General features: G+C 39.0%; 29 protein-coding genes. 16 read left to right on the top strand and 13 right to left on the bottom strand.

Annotated features, from left to right (window positions below; translation table 11 throughout):
• Positions 1-46: 46 nt before the first annotated feature.
• The 4 genes from Q0N70_RS11315 to Q0N70_RS11300 all read right to left on the bottom strand — a co-directional run bounded on the left by Q0N70_RS11315 (position 47) and on the right by Q0N70_RS11300 (position 1,241).
• Complete coding sequence (locus Q0N70_RS11315; protein WP_294016830.1) at positions 47-172, bottom strand: hypothetical protein; 126 nt, start codon at positions 170-172, stop codon at positions 47-49.
• Position 173: 1 nt separating this feature from the next.
• Entirely contained in the window at positions 174-560 is a 387-nt protein-coding gene (locus Q0N70_RS11310) for a hypothetical protein (protein WP_294016828.1), read from the bottom strand.
• Positions 561-805: 245 nt separating this feature from the next.
• Positions 806-1,033: a hypothetical protein gene (locus Q0N70_RS11305; protein WP_294016826.1), complete on the bottom strand. Its 228-nt coding sequence runs from the start codon at positions 1,031-1,033 to the stop codon at positions 806-808.
• Position 1,034: 1 nt separating this feature from the next.
• On the bottom strand, positions 1,035-1,241 hold the full coding sequence (locus Q0N70_RS11300; protein ID WP_294016823.1) for a hypothetical protein: 207 nt from the start codon (positions 1,239-1,241) through the stop codon (positions 1,035-1,037).
• Between the two features lie 153 nt (positions 1,242-1,394).
• Here Q0N70_RS11300 and Q0N70_RS11295 point away from each other — a divergent pair, with 153 nt between their 5' ends.
• Positions 1,395-1,718, top strand: coding sequence for a helix-turn-helix transcriptional regulator (locus Q0N70_RS11295; RefSeq protein ID WP_294016821.1), 324 nt, complete (start codon positions 1,395-1,397; stop codon positions 1,716-1,718).
• 287 nt (positions 1,719-2,005) lie between these two features.
• On the opposite strand, the gene Q0N70_RS11290 is transcribed toward Q0N70_RS11295, so the two are convergent.
• Complete coding sequence (locus Q0N70_RS11290; RefSeq protein ID WP_294016819.1) at positions 2,006-2,362, bottom strand: hypothetical protein; 357 nt, start codon at positions 2,360-2,362, stop codon at positions 2,006-2,008.
• A gap of 83 nt (positions 2,363-2,445) precedes the next feature.
• Entirely contained in the window at positions 2,446-2,790 is a 345-nt protein-coding gene (locus Q0N70_RS11285; protein ID WP_294016817.1) for a hypothetical protein, read from the bottom strand.
• 147 nt (positions 2,791-2,937) lie between these two features.
• Between Q0N70_RS11285 and Q0N70_RS11280 the strand changes: the two genes are divergently transcribed.
• The gene (locus Q0N70_RS11280; protein WP_367268264.1) at positions 2,938-3,267 is read left to right on the top strand and encodes a helix-turn-helix domain-containing protein; all 330 of its coding nucleotides are present in this window, start codon (positions 2,938-2,940) and stop codon (positions 3,265-3,267) included.
• 193 nt (positions 3,268-3,460) lie between these two features.
• Here Q0N70_RS11280 and Q0N70_RS11275 read toward each other — a convergent pair whose 3' ends face one another.
• From Q0N70_RS11275 to Q0N70_RS11265, 3 genes are read right to left on the bottom strand one after another with little or no spacing between them, the layout of a single operon-like run.
• Positions 3,461-3,733 (bottom strand): type II toxin-antitoxin system RelB/DinJ family antitoxin, encoded by a 273-nt coding sequence (locus Q0N70_RS11275; RefSeq protein WP_294016813.1) that lies wholly within the window; start codon positions 3,731-3,733, stop codon positions 3,461-3,463.
• A gap of 56 nt (positions 3,734-3,789) precedes the next feature.
• On the bottom strand, positions 3,790-4,974 hold the full coding sequence (gene ispF / locus Q0N70_RS11270) for a 2-C-methyl-D-erythritol 2,4-cyclodiphosphate synthase (protein WP_294016811.1): 1,185 nt from the start codon (positions 4,972-4,974) through the stop codon (positions 3,790-3,792).
• Entirely contained in the window at positions 4,964-5,584 is a 621-nt protein-coding gene (locus tag Q0N70_RS11265) for a CarD family transcriptional regulator (protein ID WP_294016809.1), read from the bottom strand. Before Q0N70_RS11265 ends, ispF begins: the two co-directional genes overlap by 11 nt.
• A 273-nt stretch (positions 5,585-5,857) precedes the next feature.
• Between Q0N70_RS11265 and Q0N70_RS11260 the strand changes: the two genes are divergently transcribed.
• The 6 genes from Q0N70_RS11260 (at position 5,858) to Q0N70_RS11235 (ending at position 11,468) form a co-directional block, all read left to right on the top strand.
• The gene (locus Q0N70_RS11260) at positions 5,858-7,192 is read left to right on the top strand and encodes an aminopeptidase (RefSeq protein WP_294016807.1); all 1,335 of its coding nucleotides are present in this window, start codon (positions 5,858-5,860) and stop codon (positions 7,190-7,192) included.
• Complete coding sequence (locus Q0N70_RS11255) at positions 7,189-7,845, top strand: HAD hydrolase-like protein (RefSeq protein WP_294016805.1); 657 nt, start codon at positions 7,189-7,191, stop codon at positions 7,843-7,845. The genes Q0N70_RS11260 and Q0N70_RS11255 overlap by 4 nt, the downstream gene beginning before the upstream one ends.
• Before the next feature lie 23 nt (positions 7,846-7,868).
• Complete coding sequence (locus Q0N70_RS11250) at positions 7,869-8,354, top strand: S-ribosylhomocysteine lyase (RefSeq protein WP_294016803.1); 486 nt, start codon at positions 7,869-7,871, stop codon at positions 8,352-8,354.
• Between the two features lie 104 nt (positions 8,355-8,458).
• Positions 8,459-9,979, top strand: coding sequence for a DUF1538 domain-containing protein (locus Q0N70_RS11245; RefSeq protein WP_294016801.1), 1,521 nt, complete (start codon positions 8,459-8,461; stop codon positions 9,977-9,979).
• On the top strand, positions 9,976-10,620 hold the full coding sequence (locus Q0N70_RS11240) for a P-II family nitrogen regulator (protein ID WP_294016799.1): 645 nt from the start codon (positions 9,976-9,978) through the stop codon (positions 10,618-10,620). Before Q0N70_RS11245 ends, Q0N70_RS11240 begins: the two co-directional genes overlap by 4 nt.
• Positions 10,620-11,468 carry a biotin--[acetyl-CoA-carboxylase] ligase gene (locus tag Q0N70_RS11235; RefSeq protein ID WP_294016796.1) on the top strand — a complete coding sequence of 283 codons (849 nt, stop codon included), beginning with the start codon at positions 10,620-10,622 and terminating at the stop codon, positions 11,466-11,468. Before Q0N70_RS11240 ends, Q0N70_RS11235 begins: the two co-directional genes overlap by 1 nt.
• On the opposite strand, the gene Q0N70_RS11230 is transcribed toward Q0N70_RS11235, so the two are convergent.
• The 3 genes from Q0N70_RS11230 to Q0N70_RS11220 form a co-directional block, all read right to left on the bottom strand.
• Positions 11,465-12,232, bottom strand: coding sequence for a lytic transglycosylase domain-containing protein (locus Q0N70_RS11230; protein WP_294016794.1), 768 nt, complete (start codon positions 12,230-12,232; stop codon positions 11,465-11,467). The genes Q0N70_RS11235 and Q0N70_RS11230 overlap by 4 nt on opposite strands.
• A 185-nt stretch (positions 12,233-12,417) precedes the next feature.
• On the bottom strand, positions 12,418-12,912 hold the full coding sequence (locus tag Q0N70_RS11225) for a hypothetical protein (RefSeq protein ID WP_294016792.1): 495 nt from the start codon (positions 12,910-12,912) through the stop codon (positions 12,418-12,420).
• The gene (locus tag Q0N70_RS11220) at positions 12,909-14,879 is read right to left on the bottom strand and encodes a GGDEF domain-containing protein (protein ID WP_294016790.1); all 1,971 of its coding nucleotides are present in this window, start codon (positions 14,877-14,879) and stop codon (positions 12,909-12,911) included. The genes Q0N70_RS11225 and Q0N70_RS11220 overlap by 4 nt, the downstream gene beginning before the upstream one ends.
• 127 nt (positions 14,880-15,006) lie before the next feature.
• Here Q0N70_RS11220 and ptsP point away from each other — a divergent pair, with 127 nt between their 5' ends.
• From ptsP to Q0N70_RS11200, 4 genes are read left to right on the top strand one after another with little or no spacing between them, the layout of a single operon-like run.
• The gene (ptsP, locus tag Q0N70_RS11215; RefSeq protein ID WP_294016788.1) at positions 15,007-16,716 is read left to right on the top strand and encodes a phosphoenolpyruvate--protein phosphotransferase; all 1,710 of its coding nucleotides are present in this window, start codon (positions 15,007-15,009) and stop codon (positions 16,714-16,716) included.
• A 15-nt stretch (positions 16,717-16,731) separates the two neighbouring features.
• A complete protein-coding gene (gene der / locus Q0N70_RS11210; protein ID WP_294016786.1) occupies positions 16,732-18,285 on the top strand; it encodes a ribosome biogenesis GTPase Der in 1,554 nt (517 codons plus the stop codon).
• Entirely contained in the window at positions 18,285-18,620 is a 336-nt protein-coding gene (locus tag Q0N70_RS11205; RefSeq protein WP_294016784.1) for a MerR family transcriptional regulator, read from the top strand. The genes der and Q0N70_RS11205 overlap by 1 nt, the downstream gene beginning before the upstream one ends.
• Positions 18,620-19,981, top strand: coding sequence for a small ribosomal subunit Rsm22 family protein (locus tag Q0N70_RS11200; protein WP_294016782.1), 1,362 nt, complete (start codon positions 18,620-18,622; stop codon positions 19,979-19,981). Before Q0N70_RS11205 ends, Q0N70_RS11200 begins: the two co-directional genes overlap by 1 nt.
• Here Q0N70_RS11200 and Q0N70_RS11195 read toward each other — a convergent pair.
• On the bottom strand, positions 19,978-21,915 hold the full coding sequence (locus Q0N70_RS11195; RefSeq protein WP_294016780.1) for a long-chain fatty acid--CoA ligase: 1,938 nt from the start codon (positions 21,913-21,915) through the stop codon (positions 19,978-19,980). The genes Q0N70_RS11200 and Q0N70_RS11195 overlap by 4 nt on opposite strands.
• A 192-nt stretch (positions 21,916-22,107) precedes the next feature.
• Here Q0N70_RS11195 and Q0N70_RS11190 point away from each other — a divergent pair, with 192 nt between their 5' ends.
• From Q0N70_RS11190 to Q0N70_RS11175, 4 genes are all read left to right on the top strand, one after another.
• Positions 22,108-22,713: an RlmE family RNA methyltransferase gene (locus tag Q0N70_RS11190; protein WP_294016778.1), complete on the top strand. Its 606-nt coding sequence runs from the start codon at positions 22,108-22,110 to the stop codon at positions 22,711-22,713.
• Between the two features lie 8 nt (positions 22,714-22,721).
• Positions 22,722-23,720: a M23 family metallopeptidase gene (locus Q0N70_RS11185; protein ID WP_294016776.1), complete on the top strand. Its 999-nt coding sequence runs from the start codon at positions 22,722-22,724 to the stop codon at positions 23,718-23,720.
• Positions 23,721-23,845: 125 nt separating this feature from the next.
• On the top strand, positions 23,846-24,667 hold the full coding sequence (locus tag Q0N70_RS11180; protein ID WP_013702329.1) for a protein-glutamate O-methyltransferase CheR: 822 nt from the start codon (positions 23,846-23,848) through the stop codon (positions 24,665-24,667).
• Between the two features lie 29 nt (positions 24,668-24,696).
• Positions 24,697-25,268, top strand: a 572-nt coding sequence (locus Q0N70_RS11175; protein WP_294016772.1) for a response regulator, incomplete at its 3' end; no start/stop codon positions are given.

Here is a 25,268-nt window from a genome sequence, read left to right as displayed (position 1 = left end):
GCATCGTAAAATTATGGAATCAGGAGTTCCTTGCTATTGACAAATATCATAGGAGAGTAGTCCCACCCTGATAATACCACCCATGTTTTTTTATTGGTCCTTCTTCTGCAAAAATGCCAGCTGCTGCAAGAAAGATAAATGTAATAAATGCAACAATGGTTTTCTTTTTCATTTTAATTCTCTCCTTTTGCTTTTAATGAATTTTCTATTTCACTAAGTTCAGAAAAGTTATTTCCCAAAACACTTTTTAACCATTCTAAAAATAGAGTTTGACTATCTTCAAACCATTTGTTAAATACAAGAAAAGGTATGCCATCTAGGACGATTTTATCTTTATAATACACGTCTTTGTCAGTTTTTGATTTTCTCTCAGTTTCCTTGTCTAGCTGCGGATACAATATTTTTAGAACAGGAAGTGTTCTTCCTATTTCATCTTTCCATGAAATCTTAAACTTTTCTTCACAAAAGTATGATTCTGAAAGCCAATAAATCTCTTTTATTTTTCCGTGTGCTTCTAATACCTCAAGGCTTTTAAAAATAAATGCTTTGTTGTTTGCCATAAATTTCTGCTCCTATTATTTTATTGATATTTAGTTAAAAAGCATATCTATATATTGTTGGCATAAACGGTCATATTCATATTGCGCAACATAAGGATCGTCATAAGTTTTATCAGTTAATACATTTCTTTCACTATCTTTTGAGTCAATCCATGCTGAAACTTCTATTGCTTCTTTTGTATCGAATTTTGCTATACAATAGGCAGTTCCACGTTGTTTTTGGCATGTAGTTAAATTGATATAAATCAGTTCAGGGTGTGGTTCTCAGCCAGTTTACGAAAATTTTCAATGACTGATTGAACAAAGTTATTTATTTCTTCATATGGCATTTTAATTGTTGGAGAATCACATAATTTTATGCAAGCAGTGGCTTTTCCAATATTGGCAAAAAAAGTATATCCAACATAACCTTCCGCATAAGTATGTGAAAAAATACAAAACAAAATTGCTACAACAAGACTTCTTTTTTTCATTTTAATTCTCTCCTTTTTTCTGTTCGTCTTTTATTATTTTATTAACAGCTTCTGCAAATCGATTGTATTCTTTATAAATCAGTTCTTTAATTTTTGGATTGTCTGATTTTCTGTAGTAGTCAAGAATTTTCTGCACGTTTTCAAGATTTTTTGTGTCGTCTTCATTGCTTGATTTTATAAGCACACTTGCAATTTCATTTGTTTCCATAAAAAAAACTCCTTTTATTTCCATTCATAAAGAATGATTTATAATTATTTTATTTCAAAAAGCGATATATTTCAATGCTTTTAGAATGGTTTATGATGATATTTATTCTTTTTGCTTATGTGATTTGTTGTGCTTGTAGGGCATACTATTTTCATGTCGTCGGTTGATATAAGAAAAATTTTTGGCGAGAACGTTAAGTATTACAGAAAAAAGTCGGGAATGTCGCAGGAACAGTTTGCGGAAAAACTTGAGATTTCACCGAATCATTTGAGCGTAATTGAAACGGGCGGAAAATTCGTAACTTATAAACTTCTTGAGCGCATAATCTCAGCTTTTGATGTGATGCCTGCCGCGCTGTTCTTTACTCCGGGAACGGCTTCTTTTGACGACACTCTTCAGAACAAAATCAACTCGATAATAAAGGAAGAACTTGAAACCGCGACTTTGGAGATTTCTAAGCGGCTTGCAAAGCTGTAAATGTGATTTTTTAATATCCAAATCCGAGCATGATTCCGGCTCCTGCTGAAAAACCGAGAATGTCGTTGAATGAATGTTCGACTTTTGCAACAAGACTGGAAATGTTTAGAACAAGACCTAATCTGAATATGTAAGATTTTTATTTGCAGTATTTGCAATTACTGTCCAGTTCATTCAATGTTCAAAATGTATCCTGTGCATAAATACATGAAAAAACGCAAAACAGAATTGCTATAACAAGGCTTTTCTTCTTCATCTTAAATTTCTCCTTTTTGCTTGTTTTTTTGCTAAAAATTGTATCTTACTGGATTTTGTCCTCCAATGTATTCTGGAGGAAGACGCTTGCCGTTATATTTTGCGCGGACACTATCTGAAGCAAGGTCGAGGTCAAACACTTTGCGTGATCCAAAGAAATGAGGATGCGCCGTGCCGTCATCAAATTCTTCGTGGCAGCCTGTTGCTATATAGACTTCTTGCACAATGCCTGAAATTACAGAAAAAACGTAGTCGGCAGCCATTGCTTTGGCTTCTGAACATCTCCACCATTTACGTGTAGCTTCAACAAGGCTTCCTCTGCGTCTTACAACTTCATAATGTGTAAAAAACATTACAACACTTTCGTCAATATCTTTGATTTGTTCCATAAAATTTCCCCTTATAAAATTTTTTCATAAAAAAAGCAGGAACATTACGGTGTGTGCAATATTCCTGCTGCATAGAAAAACTGTTATTTTTTAGTGCAAACCATAGTTGTAGTTTTCATTTTACAAATTGCCGTTGTAGAATCTTTGTTTTCCAGTGTAATAACCGACTTTACTAGAGCAGACTTAAAAGTCAGCTCATAAGATTCGCCGATTTTCTTTAGCTTATATGAAACTTCAGAAAATCCGTACATCATCTTTCCGTCATCTGAAAATTCAAAAACATCTACACCTTTGCATTCCCATGATGTTGATAAAAATGGGTTTTCTGGAGAGTTTGGCTCAATGGCTACACCTTCCGACTTTGCAAATAAAGACACTGCACATAAAAGTATCATTGCAAACATTGAAATACTTTTAAAACTTTTCATAAAAAACTCCTTCTATCGTGATGATAAACTCCCACGATACATTTAATATGAATGTAATAATACATCTAAATACAGTTATCGTCAACAAAATATGCAGAAATACACATTCTATTTAGATGTACATAGTTTTAAAAACATTGCCATAGTATGTGTATGCAGACTTTGCGGCAACAGTTCATTCAGAATCTCAAATTTTTCAGGAAACAAAAGGGAATGCGCCAGCTTGACCTTGCGCTCGAAATCGGAAAAAGCTCGAACTACATAAACAGTATTGAAAACGGCAAGTATTTTCCTTCCCCGGAAACAATCGAAAGCATCGCGCGTTCACTTGGAATTGAGCCTGTCCGCCTTTTTGGAAAATGTGAAGAATCAGAAAAAGAAAAGATCGCCGAAACTGTCATAAATATAGAAGAAACTTTAAGAACCGAAGTCCTCGAAAGCATTCAGAAAGCCTTTTCAAAGATAAAGGACTCTTGATTTATTCAAGAACAGCGGTTGCAATATTATTTATATAGAAGGCAAAAGTCAGTTTTCAATGAAAATGGATTTTCGATTGTCATTTTCGTGCTTGACACGGAAATCTTTTCATGTACAGCACAAAGATTATCGGATCAAGTCCGATAATGACAAAGAGTTAAACTTAGCAATACTAAATTGTAGAAATTTTCACTCATAAGCCGATTTCGTCCCAAAGTTCCTGCGGAGTCTCATACGTTTTCGCGTTCGGGTCGTTCATAAGCTCGTCGGCTTCCTCAGAGGCAAGCTCAATCTCGCTCTTGCGTCTCGTCCGTTGCGGCTTGAACGGAAGCCCGTTTTCCCTTACCGACTGCCGCAAAAACATATTGATTGCGCTCGAAAGCGAAAGCCCCAAATCGTTGTAAAGTTCCGTCGCCTGTTCCTTGAGATTTTTGTCAACTCTAACATTCATTGCTACTGTATTCATATCTACAATATATGTCAAAAAGTTGCATTTGTAAAGAAAAATGATTGTATTTGCAGCTATTCAGTTTTTTCTAATAGACATACGCAGTATGCTTTTATTGCGTTGCCTGCTCCTACGGCGTCTTGCTTTTCGTTTGTTTTTGCTTTTACAAAAATGTTTTTTGAGTCAGCTTTGAGTATGTCTGCAATTGAGCTGATTATTTTTTCGCGCCAGGGAAGCAATTTTGGTTTTTCTGTTTCTACTACGCAGTCAAGGTTTCCTAAAGTCCAGCCTTCGGATTTTACGTCCGCCCAGATTTTTTTTAGAAGCTCAGCGGAATCGGCGTTTTTCCATTTGGGATCTTCGCTTGGAAAGTATGAGCCTATGTCTCCTATGCCGGAAGCTCCTAAAAGAGAGTCGCTGATTGCATGAAGCAGAACATCTCCGTCTGAATGTCCGAGCTCTCCTTTTTCCGCAGGAATTTCAACTCCGCCCAAAATAAACTTTCTGCCTTCAACAAGTCTGTGCAAGTCTGTTCCAATTCCTATGCGGGTCATTTTTGTTTCCTTGGAAATATCCTGAATAAAAGTTATCTTCTTATTTTTTTCGCTGCCTTCAACAACGTGAACTTTTTTTCCGCCTGTAAAATCAGGAAAAGCGTCCCACACTTCTGTGTCGTCCGTGAACTCAAGTTTTTTTTGAAAAGCAGCTTTGTGGCATTCAATCAGAGGTTCAAGTAAAAATCCCTGCGGAGTCTGCACGGCTCCCAAGTTTTTTCTTACAAGATGACGGCTGATTGTTCTGTCCGGCGCAATTTCTTTTTGTGTGTCAACAGGCTGAATTGCCGGGACTGCCGCTCCAAATTCTTGTGTTGTGGAAATTACATCCTGAATTATTTTTTTTGAAACGAACGGACGCGCGCCGTCGTGTATTAGCACAATTGAATTTTTATTTTTGATTTTGCAAAGCGCCTTAAAAACTGACTCTTGCCTTGTAGCTCCGCCTTCCGCAAAAGTCAGCGTTGTGTTCTTTAAAAGGCTTTCTAGTTCCGTGTCGGCAAGCAATGCGTTTTTTGCTTCCTGCTCACCGTCTTTTGGAATGGAAACTATAATTTCTGAAAAATCCGCAGCTCCAATAAAAGCACGGACCGATTCAGAAAGCACAGTTCCCTTTTTTAATGGAAGGTATTCTTTTTTTTTGCCAAGCCCCATCCGGCTGGAAGAACCTGCGGCGGCTATGACAAGAATTTTATTAATCATCATCCTCGCTGTCAAAGTCTTCGGAATCTTTTTCGTTAGATGAAGTTTCTTCTTCAAACTCATCTTCGTCTTCATCATCGTCAGCAAAGGCTTGTTTCTTTTCAATCTTTAAACCGAGCGGCTCAAGTTTTTCATGTAACATGGCTTCAACTTCCTTGTTGGAAATTCCAAAGGCTTCTGCAATTTCGTCCTCAAGAAGTTTTTTTGCATTGTCGTAAAGCTTGCGCTCAAGAATTGGAAGTTCCTTTACCTTTGAGCGGTGGTAAAGACAGCGCACGATTGCCGCAATGTCGCCGATTGTTCCTTTTTTGAGCAGGTCAAGGTTCATCTGATAGCGGAGTTTCCAGTCGGAAGTAGGAGGCTCAAAGTCATCGCTGATTGAATTCAGTGCTGTCTGCGCTTCATCTTTTGAAACGATTGCGCGGATTCCTAGGTCTTTTGATCTTGAAACAGGAACCATTACATTCATGTCGGAAACTTCAAGATAAATTTTGTAGTAGTATGTAGGCTCATTGTTGAAGTCTTTTTTGAAAATCTCTGTGATTTTTCCAACGCCCTGGCTTGGGTAAACAACTTTTTGGTTTACAGAAAATTCTGTCTTTGGTTTTGCCATAATGAGATTATTATAACACAGTTTCTTTAAAAATTCAACGCTGAAAAAAACGGCTGAATCAATTGACAGACGCATTATTTTTTACGACTGACTTTTTGCTTCTATTGTGCTATACTTCTGCAAAATTCTTGGAAACAATATCTTTAATTTAAAGGCTTGTCATTGCCGGACCTGAGCTGGCAATCTAATAAACTTTATGTTGACAGGTATTCTGGTCAAGCCCGAATATGACATGGATTTAATTTAACGGTATTGATTATCATGGAGAACAAAATGGATTTAATAGAAGAATATAAGAAATTTCTTGAAAACGGAAAAACTGAACGCGAGTGTGTTTCGCTTATAATTCAGCTTGCGGAAAAAAACGGATATAAGGATATTCAGAAAAATGACTTCTTAAAGCCGGGCGAAAAGGTCTACGTCTGCAAACGCAATAAAAGCATCGCGCTTTTTGAAATCGGCACAGGCTCTATTGAAAACGGAATGAACATTCTTGGGGCGCACATCGATTCTCCGCGCTTGGATGTAAAGCAGAATCCGCTTTATGAAAAAGATTTCCTTGTCTACTTGAACACGCATTATTACGGCGGAATAAAAAAATATCAGTGGGTTACTTTGCCGCTTGCCTTGCACGGAGTTGTTTGCCTAAAGGACGGTTCTACTGTAAAAGTTTCAATTGGCGAAAAATCCGACGAGCCTGTTTTTTGCATTTCTGACATTCTTCCGCATCTTGCGCAGAAGCAGATGAAAGAAACTGCCGCTGACTTTATAGACGGAGAAAGCCTTGATTTAATCTGCGGAAGTGAAATTCCAGCTAGTCAAGATGAAGATTCAGAGTCAAAAGAAAAAGACAAGGCAAAAAAACTTGTTCTGGAAATTTTAAAGGAAAAGTACGGAATTGAAGAAAAAGATTTTAATTCCGCAGAACTTGAAGTTGTTCCTGCCGGAGCTCCAAGAGACTTGGGATTTGACCGAAGCTTGATTTTGGCTTACGGACAAGATGACCGTTCTTGCGCTTATACTTCTGCACAGGCGATGGTTGACAGCAAGGCTTCTTCAAGAACAAACTGCTGCATTTGCGTTGACAAGGAAGAAATCGGAAGCTATGGCGCAACTGGAATGGGAAGCCATTTTATGGAAAATGCGGTTGCGGAAGTTGTTGCCCGGCTTGGTGAATATTCGGAGCTTGCTGTGCGCCGTTGCCTTAACAACAGCTGGATGCTTTCTAGCGATGTGAATTCAGCTTACGACCCGATGAACGCAAATTTGTTTGACAAGGAAAATTCTTCATTCCTTGGCGGCGGAATTGTTTTCCAAAAATATACTGGTTCGCGTGGAAAGTCCGGGGCAAGTGATGCTGATCCTGAATTCATTGCAAAGCTTAGAAATGTCCTTGATTCTGGAAACGTAAAATATCAGCTTGCAGAGCTTGGAAAAGTTGATCAGGGCGGCGGCGGAACAATTGCACATCTTGCCGCAAAGTATGGAATGTATGTTCTTGATGCTGGCGTTGCGGTTTTGAGCATGCACGCTCCGTGGGAAATCACTTCAAAAGAAGATATTCAGCAGGCGTACAACGGCTACAAGCTTTTCTTGGGAATGGAATGATGTTTGACTATATTCTTTTTGATTTTGACGGAACTTTGATGGACACTTCAAAAGGTGTCTTTAATTCGTTTGATAAAGTTGTTGCTCATTACGGCTTGAAAGTTGACCGCGCGGTTTACAACACAATGATTGGTCCGCCGTTAAAAGAAAGTTTTTCTAAGACTCTCAAGCTTCCAGAAAATGAAATTCAAAATGCAATGCAAGTTTACAGAAATTATTATGCGGAAAAAGGAATGTTTGAAGCGGAACTTTACAGCGGCGTTGTTGAGCTTATGAAAAATTTGCGCGCTGCCGGAAAGAAAATATTTGTTGCAACAAGCAAGCCTGAAGTTTACGCAAAGCAAATTCTTGAGCGCAAGGGAATCTTGAATCTTTTTGATTTTGTAGGCGGAAGCGACTTGGAAGAAAAATCCCGTGTTGAAAAATGCGATGTTGTAAAATATGTTTTGGAATCAAACGGAATTTCAGGCGAAAAAGAAAAATGCATTTTAATTGGCGACCGGCATTATGATGTGGACGGCGCGCATTCTGCTGGAATAAAGTGTGCTGGAATTCTTTGGGGCTTTGGAGCAAAAGAAGAATTCGAAAATTGCGGTGCAGATTTTATTTTTGAATCTCCAAAAAATGTTGAAGCATTTCTTATTCAAAATTAGTAAATTAAAAATGGAGGCAATTTATGGCTGAAAAAAAATACAACGTGGACAGTTTTAATTTGGATCACACAAAGGTTATAGCTCCTTTTGTGCGTTTGGCTTCTGAAAAAACAGGCAGAAAGGGCGACATTGTAAGCAAATATGATGTCCGTTTTTGCCAGCCGAACAAGGAATTTATGCCGACTGGAGCGATTCATACTTTGGAGCATCTTGTTGCTGAATATATAAGAGATGAACTTCCGCGCATTGTAATTGACTTTAGTCCTATGGGATGCAGAACTGGATTTTATCTTACAGTCTGGGGCGACCATGAGGAATCTTATATTGCCGAGCATCTTTGCAATGTTCTTGAAAAAGTTGCAGCTTGGGATAAAGAAATTCCTGGAAGTACAGAGGTTGAATGCGGAAACTATAAAGACCATGACTTGGAAGGCGCAAAAAAACTTGCCGCCCGCTGGGTCAAGGAAATCAGAGAAAAAGGCTGGAATTGCTACAAAAATTTATCGTAGTTTAGCTTAAAAAAATAATGCTAGAATGCGTCTAGGAAGCTACAGCTTTCAACGGTCTTTTCTATAAAAGTATTTTTCTAATTCGTTCATACTGAGGAGTTGTTATGAACCTGTTTCAAAAATTCAAGGAGACATTTTTTTCTGTCTTCCCGATTATGGTGATTGTTCTTTTGCTTTCAGTCACCGTTGCTCCTTTAAGCCTTAACATAATTGTAAGGTTTGTTGTAGGAGGAATTCTTGTCGTTGTCGGGCTTACATTTTTTCTGCTTGGCGTTGATATTGGAATTCTTCCTATAGGTGAACGGAGCGGAGCGGCTCTTACAAGTAAAAAGAATCTTGCCTTGCTTCTTTCTGCTTCATTTTTGATTGGCGTTATGGTTACGATTGCCGAGCCTGATGTTCAAGTTCTTGCGGATCAAATAAAAAGCCTTTCTTCAAATGTGAACAAATGGGGACTTGTTCTGGGCATTGCGGTTGGCGTAGGTTTCTTTATAACAATCGGACTTTGCAGAACTGTTTTTTCCCTTAATCTTAGAACTGTTTTGATTATTTCATACATTGCGTTGTTTTCTCTTGCATTTATGTGCCCAAAAGAACTTCAGGGCGCGGCGTTTGATGCGGGCGGAGCGACAACAGGACCTATGACAGTTCCGTTTATCATGGCTCTTGGAATGGGAGTTGCTTCCGTTCGTCATGCAGTCTCTTCAAAAGAAGGCGGAACAAGCGACAGTTCATTTGGTCTTACAGGAATCGCAAGCATCGGACCTATTGCCGCAGTTTGTGTTTATGGAATGATTCTGAATCTTTCTGGCGCAGGCTCGGCTTCTTCAGCTTCTGGGGCGGCGGAATCTTCTGCGGACAATCTGCAGGAAGGGCTTTCAGTTTTCATTGAATATCTGCCGGAAGTTGTGCGTGAAGTTTTTATGTCAATGCTTCCGCTTGTAATAATGTTTGCTGTTTTCCAAATTTTGCTTTTAAAGCTTCCTCCTGTTCAAATCCGAAAAGTTGCCCAGGGAATTTTGTACTGTTTCTTTGGACTGATTTTGTTTTTGGTTGGAGCGGACGGCGGATTTATGAGCGCAGGAAAAATGCTTGGCAGTGTTCTTGGACAGGCGGCTTTTTCCAACGGCGGAATTTGGGTTGCGCTTATAATTGTAGTTTCACTTTTGTTCGGGGCGATAACGGTTTGCGCAGAGCCAGCTGTCTGGGTTCTTACAGAGCAGGTTGAAAATGCAACTGGCGGAAACATCAGAAGAAAAGTTATTCTTGCCACTCTTTCACTTGGAGTCGCTTCTTCAATTGCGTTGTGCATGATCCGCATTTTGTATGGATTCAGCTTGTGGTACATTCTGATTCCGGGATATGCTGTTGCGCTTCTTTTGACTTTCTTTAGTCCTGCGCTTTTTATGGGAATCGCATTTGATTCAGGCGGAGTTGCTTCCGGTCCTATGACCAGCACGTTTATTCTTTCGTTTACAATTGGCGCGGCTTCTGCAAGCGGAACTGATTCTGCGGCTGGAGCATTCGGAGTGATTGCCCTTGTTGCCATGACTCCGCTGATTGCAATTCAGATTCTTGGAATAATTTTCAAGTTGAAGACAAGAAAAAAGGAGGTTAAGCAATGAGCGCATTTTATCTTTTATTAGCTGAAGTTCCGCAGAATAAAGCCGAACTTGTTTCTGATTCTGCTGTAAAGGCTGGAAGTTTTGGCGGAACTGTTTTGCGCGGAAAAGGAATTTCTTCAAGCGGAATTGCGGATGCTCTTGGACTTGGAGCAAAAACAAAAGACATTGTTCTTATTCTTGTTGAGCAGGAAAACAAAGAAAAAATTTTTTCAGCGATTCAAGAAGCCTGCGAAAATGAAAAAAAAGATTTTGGTTACCTTTGCGCTTTGGAATCGGACACAATGGTAAAAGCGGGAGTTATAAAAGGAAAGGAAGGCGATGCTATGTCAGAAGGAAAACAGACTTTAATTTCGGTTATTTTGAATAGAGGTTATGCAGATGACGCGATGGCTGCGGCAAGAAAAGCTGGAGCTGGCGGCGGAACTGTTATAAATGCAAGAGGAACTGCGCGTGAGGATGATGCAAAATTTTTTGGAATGCACATTGTTCCAGAAAAAGAAATGCTTATGATTATTGTAGATTCTGAAAAGAAGGATTCAGTTCTTGATGCTGTAAAAAATCTTGCTTGCTTGCAGGAGCCGGGAAGCGGAATTGTTTTCTGCTCAACTGTAAATTCTTTTTCAACTCTTGGAAAAAAATAATGGCAAAGGAATTTGAAGCTGAAAATCTTTCTTTAGACGGCTGGAAAAAATATTTTAAAATTCATCTGTTTAAAGAAATTGACAGCACAAATTCCGAGCTTGTCCGCCGTGGAAATGCAATGTCGCCTCTTTTAAATGAAGACGGCTCTTTGACTGAAAACGGCGGAATTTTTAACAATACTCTTGTTGCTGCCGAATCTCAAACTTCCGGTCATGGACGCTTGGGACGTTTTTTTTATTCGCCGTCTTTGACTGGAGCATATTTCAGTTTTTCAGTTGTAAAAGAAGGTGGCATAAAAAATCCTGCGATGTTCACGGTGAGTTCTGCCGTTGGAGTTTGCCGCGCCATAAAAAAATTGTTTGGAACAAGCTGCTTAATAAAATGGGTGAACGATATTTTTTGCGGCGGAAAAAAAGTGTGCGGAATTTTAACAGAAGGAATTGTAAATTCTTCAAAAGGAATTGTTGAAGCCGCTGTAGTTGGAATTGGAATAAATCTTGTTGCGCAAAATGATTTTCCAGAAGAACTTCGCAAAAAAGCCGGCGGAATTTCTACTGCTGAATTCTTATCTGAAAAAAAAATCAGTAGCCAGAAGTTGATATTTTGCTGCATGGATGAAATAACCGCGATTTTAAATTCCGGTGAAAATATTATTCCTGAATACAAAAGTCTTTCTTTTTTGCTTGGCAGGGAACTGGATATTTCTCCTGTAATCGGGCAGGAAAAATCATTTAAAGCAAAAGCCCTGGACATTACTGATAACGCAGGGCTTCTAGTTGAACTTGCTGACGGAACAAAAAAAGTTCTTCATTCCGGCGAAGTTACGCTTCATTCATTTTTAGGCTAGAATTTTTTTGCAAGCAAGTTTTTCTGAGTTTCTGTATTGTACAAAGCCAAAACTTCAACTGCAAAATTATCTTCAAGATCGCGCTTGTAATTCTGAATTTTAGAAATATAGTCAAGTGTAATCTGAGGAGTGCTGTTTTTTCTTACTTTGTTTGCTCCGGCGTTGTACATTGCAAGAGCTGCAATTTCGTTTCCTGCTGTATTCAGGCAAAATCTCAAATGCGAAAGTCCGTAATGCGCAGAAGTTTTTGGATCGTAAAAATCAGATTCTTCCAATTTTGGAAAACTTGTGTTGTTCAGCTGGAAAAGTCCGCGGTCAATGCTTCCGTTTGTATTTTTATGCATTGCTGTTACTTTGAAGTTGCTTTCGGTGTGGGCAAGGGCAAACGCAAGTGAAAGCGGAATATTAAATTCTTCTGCTGACTGGAGCACTGCCTGTGCAACTTCGCGGCTGTTTACAACTCTTGAGTAGTACCATTCAACTGCGGCTCTGCTTTGCGGCTGCTTGTAAAGAATAAGTCCGGCATCGTCTTTGCTTTTGTTTTCAATTACAAGCTCAGGATATTCCTTGTCAAAAATAGATTCGTAATTTACAGTTTGCTCCTGCGCTGGCTCAGATTTTTCAGTTTCTGAAGCCACAGTGTTTTCTGCAGGCTTTTCAGCAGGAATAAAAACAAGAGTGCATACACAAAGAGCTACAAAGAACAGGCTGAAAGCTACAGTTCCTGAAACAAGTTTGATAAAATCGTTGTGCTCATAATCCATGGTATATTCTCCATAAAAGTTGTTTTCCTCCTGTAAAATTTAATAAATAAACAGGATGCGTTCAACTTTTTCTTTATTTTGACAAAAAATAAAAAAATGTTCAAGAGAATTTGCTGAAAAACTTTTGAAAGTGTTGCGTTATTTCGCGGATAATGATGTTTTGTTGAAGCTGAAGAATTGCCGGCTTAAAGCTTTACGATTTTTTCATCAGAGGCAAGAAGTTTTTCATCTGCGCTAAAAAAGATGTAATGTCCGTGTTTTGCCTTTAATTCTGAAATAAAAAAATCCGGCTCGATGTTTTGCGGAACAGAAAAGCCTATTACGTTTTCGCAGTCTTTTATTCTTCTTGCGCAATGCTTGAAACTTGCCGTGAAGATTTCTTTTTCTTCTTGAGTTGCTGGAGTTTTTTCTGTGGAAGGAATTATTATTGCGAATGAATTTTTTTCTTCAAGCTTTTTTAGCCAGTCCCTGAATTCCGCAAGAAATTCTTCATTTGCATTTTCTTCTGCGCCTGTAAGTTCTTGCGCAATATTTATAGAATAAAGCGCATCTTCTTTTGGCTCGGAATCATTTTTGCAGCAATTTGCATTTATAAGTTTTGCGCTTTTTGTATCGAGTTCAGTTCCGTTTAAAAAATAAATTTTGTTTTTTTCTGAATAAAATTTTGCGTCGATTTTCATTTTCTACCTTTAAATTTAAATCCGTATTTTTTTTGTTTTTCTTTGTACAAAGCTGAGTCGGCATATTCAAGCAGTGAATTTATGTCGTAGCCGCTTTTTCCGCCGAACGGAGCTGAACCTATGCTTATTGAAAGCGTGAAAGGCTCTCCTGAATTTTTGTTGTATTCGTCGCAGTATTCTTGAAGCCTGTCTTTTAACTTTGAAAAATTTTCCTGATTGAGTCCAGCCGCGAGTATTGCAAATTCGTCTCCGCCAAGACGCGCGATTGCATCCGATGAGCGGAACGTTTTCTTTAAAAGCGCAGCTTCGTTTTTTATGGCTCTGTCGCCTGCCGCATGTCCGTGCGTGTCGTTTATTTTTTTGAGCCCGTCAATGTCGCCAAAAAGGATCAGTCCGTTTTGCCCGCTGTTCATGGCTGTCTCAAGAATTCTTGAGCTTATGGAAATAAAGCCGCGCCTGTTTAAAAGTCCTGTAAGTTCGTCTGTAACAGAAACAGCTCGGATTTTGTTGTAGTCTTTTTCGAGTTTTTTAAGTTTGTTTTTTGCCTGGCTGAATGTAACTGCGTTTGCGATGCTGGATGAAATCATTTTGCAAACCATTGAGTAAACGGAAGAATCGTAGTCGCCCGGTCTGTAAACTATGTAGCCGTAAATCAGCGAGTTGTTAAACAAAGTGCAAACATACATTCCGTCCATCGAAGAAAAAATTTCATCGGGAAGCATTTTTGATTTTGGATCGAAACAAATTTTTTCTGCATTGTGGCTAAGTATAAAATTGTTTTGCTTGTCAAATGCTGAAAAAATATAAGTTTTGTCTGGAAATTTGAAGAAATCAAAACGCTCTGTTGAAACAGGAGACTCAAAAAGACAGATTGCCGCCGCGGTTATTCCGTAAGAAATCAGGTCGCTGTTTATTCTTTGCCTTAAGGTGTCCAGTGTGATTTCTGCTTGCAAAGTAGAGTAGTGCTGAATAATCTGAATAAAATTATTTCTGTTTGCGTACCATTTGTTCAGCCCAAAATCCATTATGTTTTTTACAGAAGCTTCTATTTTATTTCCCTTGACTCCGATTCCAACGCCGGTTGTGTCTTTGGATGAAATGCATCCGCAAGTCTGCCTGAAAACTGGATACGAGCTTATTGCTTTTTTTATTGAAGTGTTTTCTCCGTTTATTATTTTGCACAAAAGTTTTGCCGCGGCTTCAGTTTGCTTTTCTACATTTTGATTTATAGATGTAAGAGACGGAGTTACGCAAGCTGCTCTGATTTCATCATCAAATCCTGTAACTGTAACTTCCTGCGGAATTTTTACATCGTACATTTTTAAAACATCAAGACAGGCAAATGCCATTTCATCATTCAGCGCAACAATTGCTTCAAAGTCAAACGCGCCTTTTTTTTCTCTGTATTCTCTTAAAGCGGAAGTCGCTGTGTCATAAGTGAATCCGCCGTAAATTTTTTTAGACTCGTCAAATTCAATTTTGTATTTTTTTAGCGTCTGACGGAAAGCGCTTTCTCGTTCTTTTGCTTCCTGCGATTCGCCTTCCAAAGTCATAAGCGCGAAATTCTTTTTTTTGTGAGTTAAAATTAAATGCTCAACAAGCTGGCACATGCTCCGTTTGCAGGAAATTGTTATGCTCGGAATGTCTTCAAATTCGCAGCCGACAGAAACAACTGGAAGCGGAGAAAATGATTTTAAGTACATCCGCAAATATTCAGTTGAAACGTTATTGAGCTGTGTGCAGGTTAAAAAAATCATTCCGTCAACATTGCTGGAATTTATGTGGGAAGCGACTGCAAGATTCTGATATTCATAGTTGAAATTTACGGCGTTCATTGTTCCGATTGGAAACACAACAAGTTCCGCATTATGTTTTTTTAAGAAGTTTTGCGCTCCTTCAACTGCGCGATGTGTGTATTCTGTTTCAAGATAATCAACTATAATTGCAATTCTCTTCCTTAAACGCATAACATTATAATTATAGCAGATAATATTTCTGTAGGCAATAAAGATTTTTTCTGCGGATTTTCACTTGAGCAACTTTGAAATTTTCTTAAAAGTTGACTATCATTTTGTTTGACGTTATTATATCAGAATGAATGTAATCCTTGGTATTTCTGCTGCCGAAGGAATCGGAATAGGAAAGGCGTTTGTTCTTCCAGACGAGCAGGAACGAAAAATCCCCAAAAGAAAAATTTCTGCTCAGGAAGTTGACGTTGAATGGCAAAGACTGACTGACGCTTGCTCTCAGGTTCAAAAAGAATTTTCTGATTTTCTTTCGAGCAAGGATATTACAAAGGATCAGCGTGAAGTTCTTGAAACTTACCAGCTTATGCTTTCAGATCCTGTTTTTATGAAAGAGCTTCAGGATTTCTTTTCAAAAAAACTTCTTAATATAGAATATTCTTTGGATTTTAAAGTCAGGGAATATGCGGATATGCTTCGCAACAGCCACAACGGGTATTTGGCGGAACGTGCGCAGGACATTGAAGATGTTTTTAACCGCGTCCTTGATATTTTGCTTGACTATCATCCGTTTGACATTTGGCTTGTTCCCGACGGTGCGGTTATTATCGGCCGCTCTATGAAAACCAGCGACACAGTTATTCTTGGTAAACGGAAAATTGCAGGTCTTGCTCTTACAGAAGGAAGCAGCGCATGCCATGTAGCAATTCTTGCAAAAAGCTACGGAATTCCTGTTGTTGTTGGAATTGAAGATGCTGCGAATCTTGCGCAGAATGGAGAAACAATTGTTGTTGATGGAAACATTGGCGAGCTTATAATTCAGCCTGACGCGGCGACTTTGACAAGCGCAAATGCGAAAATTGTTTCCGAGCAAAAATACAGAGTCAACCTTCAGAAATTCAAAGACGTTCCTGCGACAACTGAAGATGGAACTGTCTTTAAGCTTTATGCGAATATCGGAACGCCGGAAGAAGCTCAGCTTGCATTGGACAATGGTGCGGACGGAATCGGACTTTTTAGAACAGAATTTCTTTTTATGAATTCCGCGCAAAAGTTTAATAAGCAGTCTTCGTCTTCTTACACAAATTCCATGAGCGAGGATGCGCAGTTTGAAGCTTACAAGCGTGTTCTGCAAATAATGGGAGACAAGCCTGTTACGATAAGAACTCTTGATGCGGGCGGAGATAAAATTGTTGAAGGCTCTGACCTTCCTGCCGTTTCTGAAAAAAATCCGCTGATGGGACTTCGCGCAATAAGAATGTCGCTTTACTGTCCTTCAGTTTTTAGAACTCAGCTGCGGGCCTTGTACCGTGCGAGCGTCTACGGAAATTTAAGAATTATGCTTCCGCTGATTACGGATGTTTCGCAAGTTGAAACCGCCCTTGGAATTGCAAAAGGAATTCGCATTTCTTTAAAGGAAGACAACATTCCATTTAACCCGGATGTTCCGATTGGAATAATGGTTGAAACCGCCGCTGCTGCAATTTGCGCGGACTGTCTTGCTCCTTACTCGAAATTTTTTTCACTTGGAACAAATGACTTGACCCAGTACGTTCTTGGTGTTGACCGTGAAAATCAGGCTGTGAATCCGCTGTACAATGAATTCAGCCTTGCCGTTTTGCGAATGATAAAAAATACTATTTTAAATGCTGAAAAATTCAACATTCCTCTTTCTGTCTGCGGAGAAATGGCGGGAAGCAAAGAAAGCGCAGTTATTCTTGCCGGAATGGGAGTTAGAAATTTAAGCATGATTCCAAAACAAATTCCAGTTATCAAGGAAATGCTTTCTCATTTTTCAATAAAGGAACTTGAGAATCTTTCGAACCGTTCAGTATTTTAAAATTCAGGAAATCAAATGAAAAAAAATAAAAAGAAGAAGCCGGATTTTTCAAAACCAAAGCCAGAAAAAAAAGATGAGCTTGAAATTCAGCAGGCGGAAGAAAAAAAACTTGAAGAAAGCTCTTCCGTAAAAAAAGAAATCGAAAGCCGCAGAAAAGAACGCAGCCAGAAATTTTTCCCGGACAGGATATATAACAATCTTCCATTAATTGTAATTGCCGGACGTCCTAATGTTGGAAAGTCAACTTTGTTCAATGCCCTTACGCACACAAAACGCGCCATTACAGATCCAACTCCTGGTGTTACCCGCGATCCTGTTGAAGGAACTTGCTTTTTGTCAGGTCTTCCTGTTCATCTTATGGATACGGGCGGATATAAACTTACGCGGAATTTAAAGTCACGTGAAAGTGAAATGGACGATCTTGTTGTTGAAAAAACTGTCAGCATGTTTCAGAAAGCGGATAGAATTCTTTTGCTCCTTGACGCGACTGAAATTAATTCCGAAGACGAAGAGCTTATTCATTTGCTTAGAAGTTATTCCAACAAATTGATTGTTGCCGTCAATAAAACCGAAGGCGGAAAAAACGAGCATCTTGCCTACAACTACATGAAATATGGCTTTAAAGACATTTCGCTTATTTCTGCGTTTCACGGCGACGGACTGAATGTTCTTCAAGAAAAAATGATTGAAGGACTTGATTTTTCAAAAGTGACTGAAGGCTCTGAAGAAGAACGTCCGATTCGCATTGCTATTCTTGGAAAACCTAACGTTGGAAAATCAACCTTGAGCAATGCTCTTACTCATACTGAATCTTCTATTGTGAGCGACTATGCAGGAACAACCCGCGATGTTGTTGAAGGAAGCTTCCGTTATAATGGGCATGATATTCAAATTTTGGACACTGCCGGAATCAGACGAAAATCTAAAGTCAAAGAAAATGTTGAATATTATTCCGTGAACCGTGCTATAAAAACTTTGGATGAATGCGATATTGCTTTTGTCATGATTGATGCGGTTGAAGGCTTGGCTGAACAAGATAAAAAAATTACAGGGCTTGCATTTGAAAGAGGACGAGGCGTTATTTTTATTTTGAATAAATGGGATTTGCTTGAAGACCAGGGAAACAAAACTGTAAAAAAAACAAAAGAATGGATTCAGGCTATGTTTGGTCAGATGAACTGGGCTCCGATTATTCCGTTGAGCGCAAAAAATCATGACGGAATAAAAAATCTTATGGACACTGCTTTGGAAATTTATAGTCAGCTTACACGCAAAGTTGATACTGCGTCTTTGAATACAGCTCTCAAGGACTGGCTGTTTAAATATCCGCCGCCAGCAACAAAATCGATTCATTTTAAAATCCGCTACATGACTCAGACTAGCATTAATCCCGTGAACTTTTTGATTTTTGCAACTCGTCCAGACAATGTTCCTTTGACTTACGTTACTTACTTGAAAAACAGAATCCGCGAAGACCTGGGCTTTGATCACATTCCAGTTCAAATCGAAATGAAAGCTAGCCGTCAAAAGTGGCAGGACAGAACTGAGCAAAATGAAAAGGAACGCTGATGGCACAATATAGCATCGGGCAAGTTGAAAAAATTACCGGAGTCAAGCCGCACGTTTTGCGCTACTGGGAAGAAACAGTTCCAGGCTTTGCTCCACGGAAAGATTATTCCGGCCGAAGAATTTATTCGCAGCGTGATGTGGAAATTGTTTTAAGACTGAAATATCTGATTTATGTGAAAAAGTTTACGATTGAAGGCGCAAAAAATCAGATTATAGAAGATGCGGAAAATGTTCAGAACAATCCAGATGCTTTAATGGAAATTAGAAAAATCCGGGCGGATTTGAGCGAGCTTTTTTTTGAAATTCAAAAAGCCAAAAAGCAAGAGGAAAATTAATGGAAGAGAAAATTCAACTTAAGTGGTACGAAAAACGGCAAGGAATAAAACTTAAGGATAAAATAAAATCAGAGCAGAAAAAAAAAGAATTTCTTGAAAAGCAGAATTTAAAGAAAAATAGCGATTTTGAAAAAAACAGCCAGGCGCAAAAAAAAATTCATTCGCTTAAAAAATCCAAATTTGTAAAGCCGCTGGAAAATTTATTTGCTTCTGAAAAAATTCCAGAAGATGCAAAAAAAATAATTGAAGAATTTGACAAAGTTGTTGAATCAACGCATCCGCTTAATTCCAAACAGAAACTTTTGCTTCCAAAGCAAATCCGCAGTCTTAGCCATTTTCTTACGGATGAACGTGGCGAGCGTCGGCTTGGCTACATGAATCAGACAGTTCTTTTAAGCGCGTATGTTCATTATTATACTTGGTGGAATCTTGTTCGGCTTGTTCGGCTTTTTTCTAATATTGATAAAAAGTTTTTTGACGTAAAGGATTCTTCTGTTTTTCTTGATCTTGGCTCTGGACCTCTTACAGTTCCGCTTGCGCTTTTTTTGTCTCGTCCTGAGCTTAGGAAAAAACATATTACTTTTTATTGCCTTGACATTTCGCAGCAAGCCTTGGCTTTTGGTGAAAATATTTTTCTGTCAGTTGCAGCGCGTTTAAAATGCGAGCCATGGAAAATTGTCCGTGTGAAAGGCGAACTTGGTTCGTCAGTAAAGGAAAAAGCTGATTTTGTTACAAGCGCAAATCTTTTCAATGAGCTTTGTGATGATTTTAAAAATCCGCCGGACTTTCTTGCAAAAAAGTGCACAGAGCAAATTCTTTCATATTTAAAACTTGAAAACGAAAATGCGCGCTATATTATTGTAGAGCCTGGTGATCCTCGTTCGGCGCGGCTTGTGAGCTTAATGCGCGGCAGTTTTATGCGCCGTGGATTTTTTCCAGTTTCTCCTTGCACGCATTTTTGCGACTGTCCTATGGATGGAAAAAAGGGCGGCAAATGGTGCAACTATGCTTTTAAAACAGATGATGCTCCAGCCGAGTTGAAAAAACTTTCAGAGAAATCTGAGCTTCCAAAGGAAAGAGCAGTGCTTTCTTTTGTTGCGTTTCAGAAATCAAAAGACGGACAAATAGACGGATGCAATTGCTTTTCGGATGAAAGACCAGAATTTATTTCAATGCGGATAACGAGCGAGCTTATAAAACTTCCGGGCGGAAGAAGCGGATATTATGCCTGCTCGGAAAAAGGCCTTTTGCTTATTGTGACTACGCAGCAGCTTTTGAGCGGACAAAAAATCAGAGTGCTGAATCCTCAAAAAAAACTCCCGATTGATTCAAAATCAGGAGCTTATATTTTGGAACTTTAGTCTTTGTAAAGTTTTGCGAGTTTCTCTTTGTAAATGTCTGCAACTCTGTAGCGCATCATTTCTTGCTTTGCGCTTAGTTCTACTCCGACTTCAAAAGGCTTTGTTATTACCGCGATTTTATTTATGCGCTCAAAAGATTTGAATCCATTTTTTGCGCTGATTGATTCGAATACTTCGCCTTCAAGAAGTTTTTGAATTGCTTCAGTTTCTGCAAGTTCTTCATAAGAGCCAAAGTTGATTCCGTTTTCTGTCGCGTAAGTTTCGATTGCATCTTGGTCTGGCAAAATGAGAGCCACGAGATATTTCTGGTCGATTCCTTTTTCGTTTGTTCCGAATACAACAGAAGTTGAAATAAATCTGGATTCATTTATTTTTGCCTCAATTGGAAGCGGCTCTATGTTTTCTCCGCCTTGAAGAACTATTGTGTCTTTTTTTCGGCCTCTAAGCTGAATCTCATTGTTTACGGAAAGAATCGCGATGTCGCCAGTGTCAAACCAGCCGTCCACGGTCATAACTTTGTCGGTCAGGTCGGGACGTTTGTAGTAGCCCTGCATAACACAGCCGCCTTTTATCTGGAGGGTTCCTTTTTTGCATCTGCCAAGGATAATTCCGTCGTCATCAACAACTCTTACTTCCATTCCGCGCAAAGGAGTTCCGACGTTTCCAAAAATAGGATCTGCAATCGGACGGACGCTTATAATAGGAGAAGTTTCGGTAAGTCCGTAGCCTTCCTGAATATTTACGCCGATTGCCCAGAAGAACGCATCAACGTTTTTAGGGAATGCTCCACCGCCAGCAATTCCAGAGCGGAAATTTTTTCCGACCATTGCTCTGATTTTTCTGAAGACAAGCAAGTTTCCAAGAAGTTTGATTGGATAAAGCAAAAGCCACGGCCATACAAGAACCGGCCACCAAAAGCCAAGATAATCCGGACCGAACCGAGTATTTTTTCTTCTTAGCTTTCTGTCGATTCTGCTCCAAAGCAATGCTTCCGCAACAAAAAATCTGAAGAGCGTAAATGCGATTCCGCCTGTTTTTCTCATTTTGCGCCAAATTCCATCATAAACTGCCGACCAGACACGCGGAACTGCTGGCAAAAGGTAAGGATCCAGTTTCTGCAAATCCTGAAGAAGAACGCTTCCAATTGGCTTGCTGTAGCAAAGAGTTCCGCCTTGAGCGATAATTACATATTCAACTGCCCTTTGGAATGCGTGCCATACAGGAAGCACAAGCAATGCGCGCTCGCCCGGATTTAAAAATATTCGCTCTGTAACTTCGTCAAGCTGACACAAAATATTTCCGTGGCTTAGCATTACGCCTTTTGGAGTTCCTGTTGTGCCGCTTGTAAAAATTATTGTCGCAAGATCGTCCGGCTTTCCTTTTTCAAGTTCCTGCTCAACTGCGTCTGGATGTTGTTTGCGCCATTCATGTCCTGATTTCTGCAAATCCCTGAACCAGAGGCAGGAAACTTTTTGCTTTTCGCAGTCTGATTTTGTGTCTTCTGAAACTTCCTCAAATGAAATTATTGTCTTGAGCGTTGGAATTGATTTTTTTATATTCAAAAGTTTTTTTACTTGTGTTTCATTTTCAACAATTGTGATTTCCACTTCTGAAAAAGAAAGAATGTAAGCAAGATCCGTTTCTGTTGCGTCAAGTCCGCGCGGTGTGTCTATTGCTCCGATTGAAAGAAGCCCGATGTCTGCCTGCTCCCATTCCTCGCGGTTGTCAGCAATAAGTCCGACTCTGTCCCCTCGTTTTACGCCGATGTCCAAGAGTGCGCCGGCAAAGTCCATGGCATTTTCAAATAAATCGTGATAATTTATTTCTTTGTAATCGCCTGACTTTGTTCTTGAAAGCTGCGCTGAAATTTCAGGCCACTGGATTGCGCTTTTTCTAACTAATTTTGGAAGAGTATCTCCGAATTTGTAATTCATATAGACCTGCTTGAGTTTGTTCGATTTTTAGTAAGTTTAAGTGAAAAAAAAAAGAGTTACAATGAAAATTAAAGAAATTTGTATAAATTTTTTATAAAAAAGACAGAGTTTTATAATAAATAGTCGTAATTTTATATGTGTTATTTCTTCAACAGTGCTAATAAATCTTGTTTTTTTTCCGAAAATCAACGTATGCCATCAAAACAGAATCTTTACAAAAAGCCCGATTACTGGTCTCAAAAAGCTTTCAAGGAAGGTTACCCTGCAAGAAGCGTTTATAAGCTTCAGGAAATAGATGAAAAATTTGGAATGCTTAAAAAAAGTTCCATTGTTCTTGACTTAGGGGCGGCTCCGGGAAGCTGGACTGTTTGGCTTTTAAGAAATATAAAGCAGTCTGGAAAAGTTGTTTCCGTAGATTTGAATCCTCTTTCAAAAGATGTCAAGGCTGAAAATCTTGTTTTTTTTCAGGGAGATTTGCTTAGCGAGGAAATTCGGAATCTTATAAAAGAGCAGGGACCTTACGACTTGGTTGTTTGCGATGCTGCTCCTTTGACAACCGGAAACCGCACGATAGACACTTTGCGTTCAAAAGCGCTTGTTGAAATGGCGATTTGGTATGCCGGCGCAATGCTTAAAACTGGCGGAAAATTCTGCGTGAAAATTTTTCAGAACGGAGACCAGCAAAAATTTCTTATGAAAATGCGCGAAATTTTTACTCAGGCAAAAGGATTCAAGCCGGAAGCCTGCCGTACAGAATCTTTTGAAACTTATTTAATCGGTTTGAACAAAAAAATTTAGAGGCTGCTATGAAAAAAAATAAAATTGAGTTTTCAGATGATATGTGCTATAGTAAAACTCTAAAAATGAAATCATATTTAAAATTAACACTGACTTGCGCTTGCTCCATTGCTGGAATTGCGGCTTTTGTAACGGGAATTACATTTGGCGTTGTCCATTTTAAAAATTCGAGCGGTCAAGGCGGATTTGATTCAAATTCTTCATCTCATATTTCAACTGAAATTTTTTCCGGCGAAGACATTCCGGTTCAACCTGAATATAACGACAGCGGACTTTCATATATTTCGTACCGCGTAAAAAAAGGCGACATGATTGGCTTTATTGCGGACGAATTCGGCGTTACCCAAGACACGATAATCAGCGTAAACAACATTCATGCTTCACGCTTGATTCAGATAGGACAATATTTGAAAATTCCTTCGATGCCGGGAATTCTTTATACAGTAAGGGAAGATGGCGAAACTGTTGAGTCGATTTCCCAAAAATATAATGTTGACGCTCAAAAATGCTCTTCTGTAAATAATCTTGGACTTTCTGAAAAACTTTCAGCAGGGAAATCACTTTTTGTTCCTTATGCGGAGCTTGACTGGGTTACCCGGCAGGAAATCAACGGTGATCTGTTTACAAAGCCACTTAAGACACGCTTTTATTATTCTTCGATGTTTGGTTGGCGCACAAGTCCTTTTGACAGTTCAAAGAGAACGTTTCACGGCGGAATCGACATGGCATGCGCAAAGGGAACTCCTATTTATGCGGCTCTTCCAGGAGTAGTTTCTGTTTGCGGAGATAATGCAATATATGGAAAATATGTGATTGTTTCGCATCATTCAGGTTATAAAACTCTTTACGGACACATGAATGAAATTCTTGTAAGAAAAGGTCAGTTTGTTGACACAAATACAAGGGTCGGCAGAGTTGGAAGCACTGGAATGAGCACGGGGCCGCATTTGCATTTTACAGTTTACAAAAACGGCCGCTCAATAAATCCTGCGAATTTGTGGAAATAAGAAAGTTTTAAAGTTTGTTTTGATTTAAAAATTTTTCCAATCAGCTTTTATATGCTTATGTTCTGTAAATTTATGCTGCTGTAATTCAGTTTACAAATATTTTATTAAATTATATAATTTGAGCTATGGCAGATTTGCTTTCAGATATACAATTCAATGAATTTAGAAAACTCATTTACGATGCAAGCGGCATAACTTTTTCAGAGACAAATCGTTCGATTCTTGACAGCAGATTGAAGGAACGTCTGCGTGAAAAAAATCTGACAGATCCTCAGGAATATTACCGTTTGATAACCAGCGATAAGGAAGAATTCAAAGTTTTCCTTGACAGTATCACAACGAATCTTACAAGATTTTTCAGAAACCAGCCGCATTTTGATGCTCTTATAAATTATGTAATCCCTCATGTTATTGAAGATAAAAAACAAACCATCGGGGACTTTAAAATCAGAATTTGGAGCGCGGGATGTTCAACTGGAGAAGAGCCTTACACTTTGGCGATGCTTCTAAAGGACAAGCTTCCAGCTCCTTATACATTTGAAATCATTGCTTCCGACATTTCCCTTAAATCACTGATGACAGCGCAAAAAGGTTTTTATCCGGATTCCCGCATTTCAGGAATTCCGCAGAATTACCTTGCTTCGTATTTTACAAGGGTTGAAGGCGGCTATCAGATTAAGCCTGAGCTTATGAAGACAATCCGCTTTGACTACCACAATTTGCGTTTTGACATGGGCGCAAGAAATTTTGACATTGTTTTTTGCCGAAACGTTCTCATTTACTTCGACGAGGCGGCGCAGAAAATAACAATTGATAATTTCTGGAAGTCAATGGCGCGTCATTCCTATCTTTTTATCGGACATTCTGAAAGCCTTTTTGGAATGGACACGAAATTTGAATTCTTAAAAACACCGTGGGCTTGCCTTTATCAAAAAAATGAAAAATAAGCCCGCTTTTCTATTGCGGAGATTTTGTGATGGACAATATTGAAGTACTTGTTTGCGATGATTCAGCGTTGATGCGAAATCTTATTTCAAGAATTGTAGACGAAACCGAAGGCATGAATGTTTGCGGAACTGCAATGAACGGAAAATTCGCGCTTCAGAAAATTCCGTTTCTTAAGCCGGATTTGATTCTTCTTGACATAGAAATGCCTGAAATGACAGGTGTTCAGTTTTTGGAAGAACGCAAGAAACGCGGCATGGACATTCCTGTTGTAATCCTTTCTTCTATAGCGACAAAAGGCGCGGCTGTAACAATGCAGTGCCTGGAGCTTGGAGCAAGTGACTTTATCACAAAACCGTCCGGCTCAATTTCAAGCAATATCGCATCAGTTTCAAGCGCGATTATCGAAAAAATTGCTTCTTACGGTGGAAAATATGCCCGCAAAAACGGAAAAAATATTCCGTTAACAGAAACTTTTGTAAAGCAGGCAAAGCTCCGTGAGGCTGAGGCCGCTGCAAAAAAAGAAGGCATTATAGATAAAATTGCTCCGGCGGCTTTGTCGCAGGAAACTTTTTCTCCAGTTTTATTTACTTCAAAAAGAAA

The organism is uncultured Treponema sp., from assembly GCF_945873775.1.
GTDB lineage: Bacteria > Spirochaetota > Spirochaetia > Treponematales > Treponemataceae > Treponema_D.
Note: the sequence above shows the minus strand (reverse complement) of the source record. Positions and strands in the feature narration are given on the sequence as shown.

Excerpts from the sequence above, each read along its gene's own strand:
- Q0N70_RS11315 (WP_294016830.1), bottom strand. The coding sequence starts at position 172 with ATGAAAAAGAAAACCATTGTTGCATTTATTACATTTATCTTTCTTGCA.
- Q0N70_RS11310 (WP_294016828.1), bottom strand. The coding sequence starts at position 560 with ATGGCAAACAACAAAGCATTTATTTTTAAAAGCCTTGAGGTATTAGAA.
- Q0N70_RS11305 (WP_294016826.1), bottom strand. The coding sequence starts at position 1,033 with ATGAAAAAAAGAAGTCTTGTTGTAGCAATTTTGTTTTGTATTTTTTCA.
- Q0N70_RS11300 (WP_294016823.1), bottom strand. The coding sequence starts at position 1,241 with ATGGAAACAAATGAAATTGCAAGTGTGCTTATAAAATCAAGCAATGAA.
- Q0N70_RS11295 (WP_294016821.1), top strand. The coding sequence starts at position 1,395 with ATGTCGTCGGTTGATATAAGAAAAATTTTTGGCGAGAACGTTAAGTAT.
- Q0N70_RS11290 (WP_294016819.1), bottom strand. The coding sequence starts at position 2,362 with ATGGAACAAATCAAAGATATTGACGAAAGTGTTGTAATGTTTTTTACA.
- Q0N70_RS11285 (WP_294016817.1), bottom strand. The coding sequence starts at position 2,790 with ATGAAAAGTTTTAAAAGTATTTCAATGTTTGCAATGATACTTTTATGT.
- Q0N70_RS11280 (WP_367268264.1), top strand. The coding sequence starts at position 2,938 with ATGTGTATGCAGACTTTGCGGCAACAGTTCATTCAGAATCTCAAATTT.
- Q0N70_RS11275 (WP_294016813.1), bottom strand. The coding sequence starts at position 3,733 with ATGAATACAGTAGCAATGAATGTTAGAGTTGACAAAAATCTCAAGGAA.
- ispF (WP_294016811.1), bottom strand. The coding sequence starts at position 4,974 with ATGATGATTAATAAAATTCTTGTCATAGCCGCCGCAGGTTCTTCCAGC.
- Q0N70_RS11265 (WP_294016809.1), bottom strand. The coding sequence starts at position 5,584 with ATGGCAAAACCAAAGACAGAATTTTCTGTAAACCAAAAAGTTGTTTAC.
- Q0N70_RS11260 (WP_294016807.1), top strand. The coding sequence starts at position 5,858 with ATGGATTTAATAGAAGAATATAAGAAATTTCTTGAAAACGGAAAAACT.
- Q0N70_RS11255 (WP_294016805.1), top strand. The coding sequence starts at position 7,189 with ATGATGTTTGACTATATTCTTTTTGATTTTGACGGAACTTTGATGGAC.
- Q0N70_RS11250 (WP_294016803.1), top strand. The coding sequence starts at position 7,869 with ATGGCTGAAAAAAAATACAACGTGGACAGTTTTAATTTGGATCACACA.
- Q0N70_RS11245 (WP_294016801.1), top strand. The coding sequence starts at position 8,459 with ATGAACCTGTTTCAAAAATTCAAGGAGACATTTTTTTCTGTCTTCCCG.
- Q0N70_RS11240 (WP_294016799.1), top strand. The coding sequence starts at position 9,976 with ATGAGCGCATTTTATCTTTTATTAGCTGAAGTTCCGCAGAATAAAGCC.
- Q0N70_RS11235 (WP_294016796.1), top strand. The coding sequence starts at position 10,620 with ATGGCAAAGGAATTTGAAGCTGAAAATCTTTCTTTAGACGGCTGGAAA.
- Q0N70_RS11230 (WP_294016794.1), bottom strand. The coding sequence starts at position 12,232 with ATGGATTATGAGCACAACGATTTTATCAAACTTGTTTCAGGAACTGTA.
- Q0N70_RS11225 (WP_294016792.1), bottom strand. The coding sequence starts at position 12,912 with ATGAAAATCGACGCAAAATTTTATTCAGAAAAAAACAAAATTTATTTT.
- Q0N70_RS11220 (WP_294016790.1), bottom strand. The coding sequence starts at position 14,879 with ATGCGTTTAAGGAAGAGAATTGCAATTATAGTTGATTATCTTGAAACA.
- ptsP (WP_294016788.1), top strand. The coding sequence starts at position 15,007 with ATGAATGTAATCCTTGGTATTTCTGCTGCCGAAGGAATCGGAATAGGA.
- der (WP_294016786.1), top strand. The coding sequence starts at position 16,732 with ATGAAAAAAAATAAAAAGAAGAAGCCGGATTTTTCAAAACCAAAGCCA.
- Q0N70_RS11205 (WP_294016784.1), top strand. The coding sequence starts at position 18,285 with ATGGCACAATATAGCATCGGGCAAGTTGAAAAAATTACCGGAGTCAAG.
- Q0N70_RS11200 (WP_294016782.1), top strand. The coding sequence starts at position 18,620 with ATGGAAGAGAAAATTCAACTTAAGTGGTACGAAAAACGGCAAGGAATA.
- Q0N70_RS11195 (WP_294016780.1), bottom strand. The coding sequence starts at position 21,915 with ATGAATTACAAATTCGGAGATACTCTTCCAAAATTAGTTAGAAAAAGC.
- Q0N70_RS11190 (WP_294016778.1), top strand. The coding sequence starts at position 22,108 with ATGCCATCAAAACAGAATCTTTACAAAAAGCCCGATTACTGGTCTCAA.
- Q0N70_RS11185 (WP_294016776.1), top strand. The coding sequence starts at position 22,722 with ATGAAAAAAAATAAAATTGAGTTTTCAGATGATATGTGCTATAGTAAA.
- Q0N70_RS11180 (WP_013702329.1), top strand. The coding sequence starts at position 23,846 with ATGGCAGATTTGCTTTCAGATATACAATTCAATGAATTTAGAAAACTC.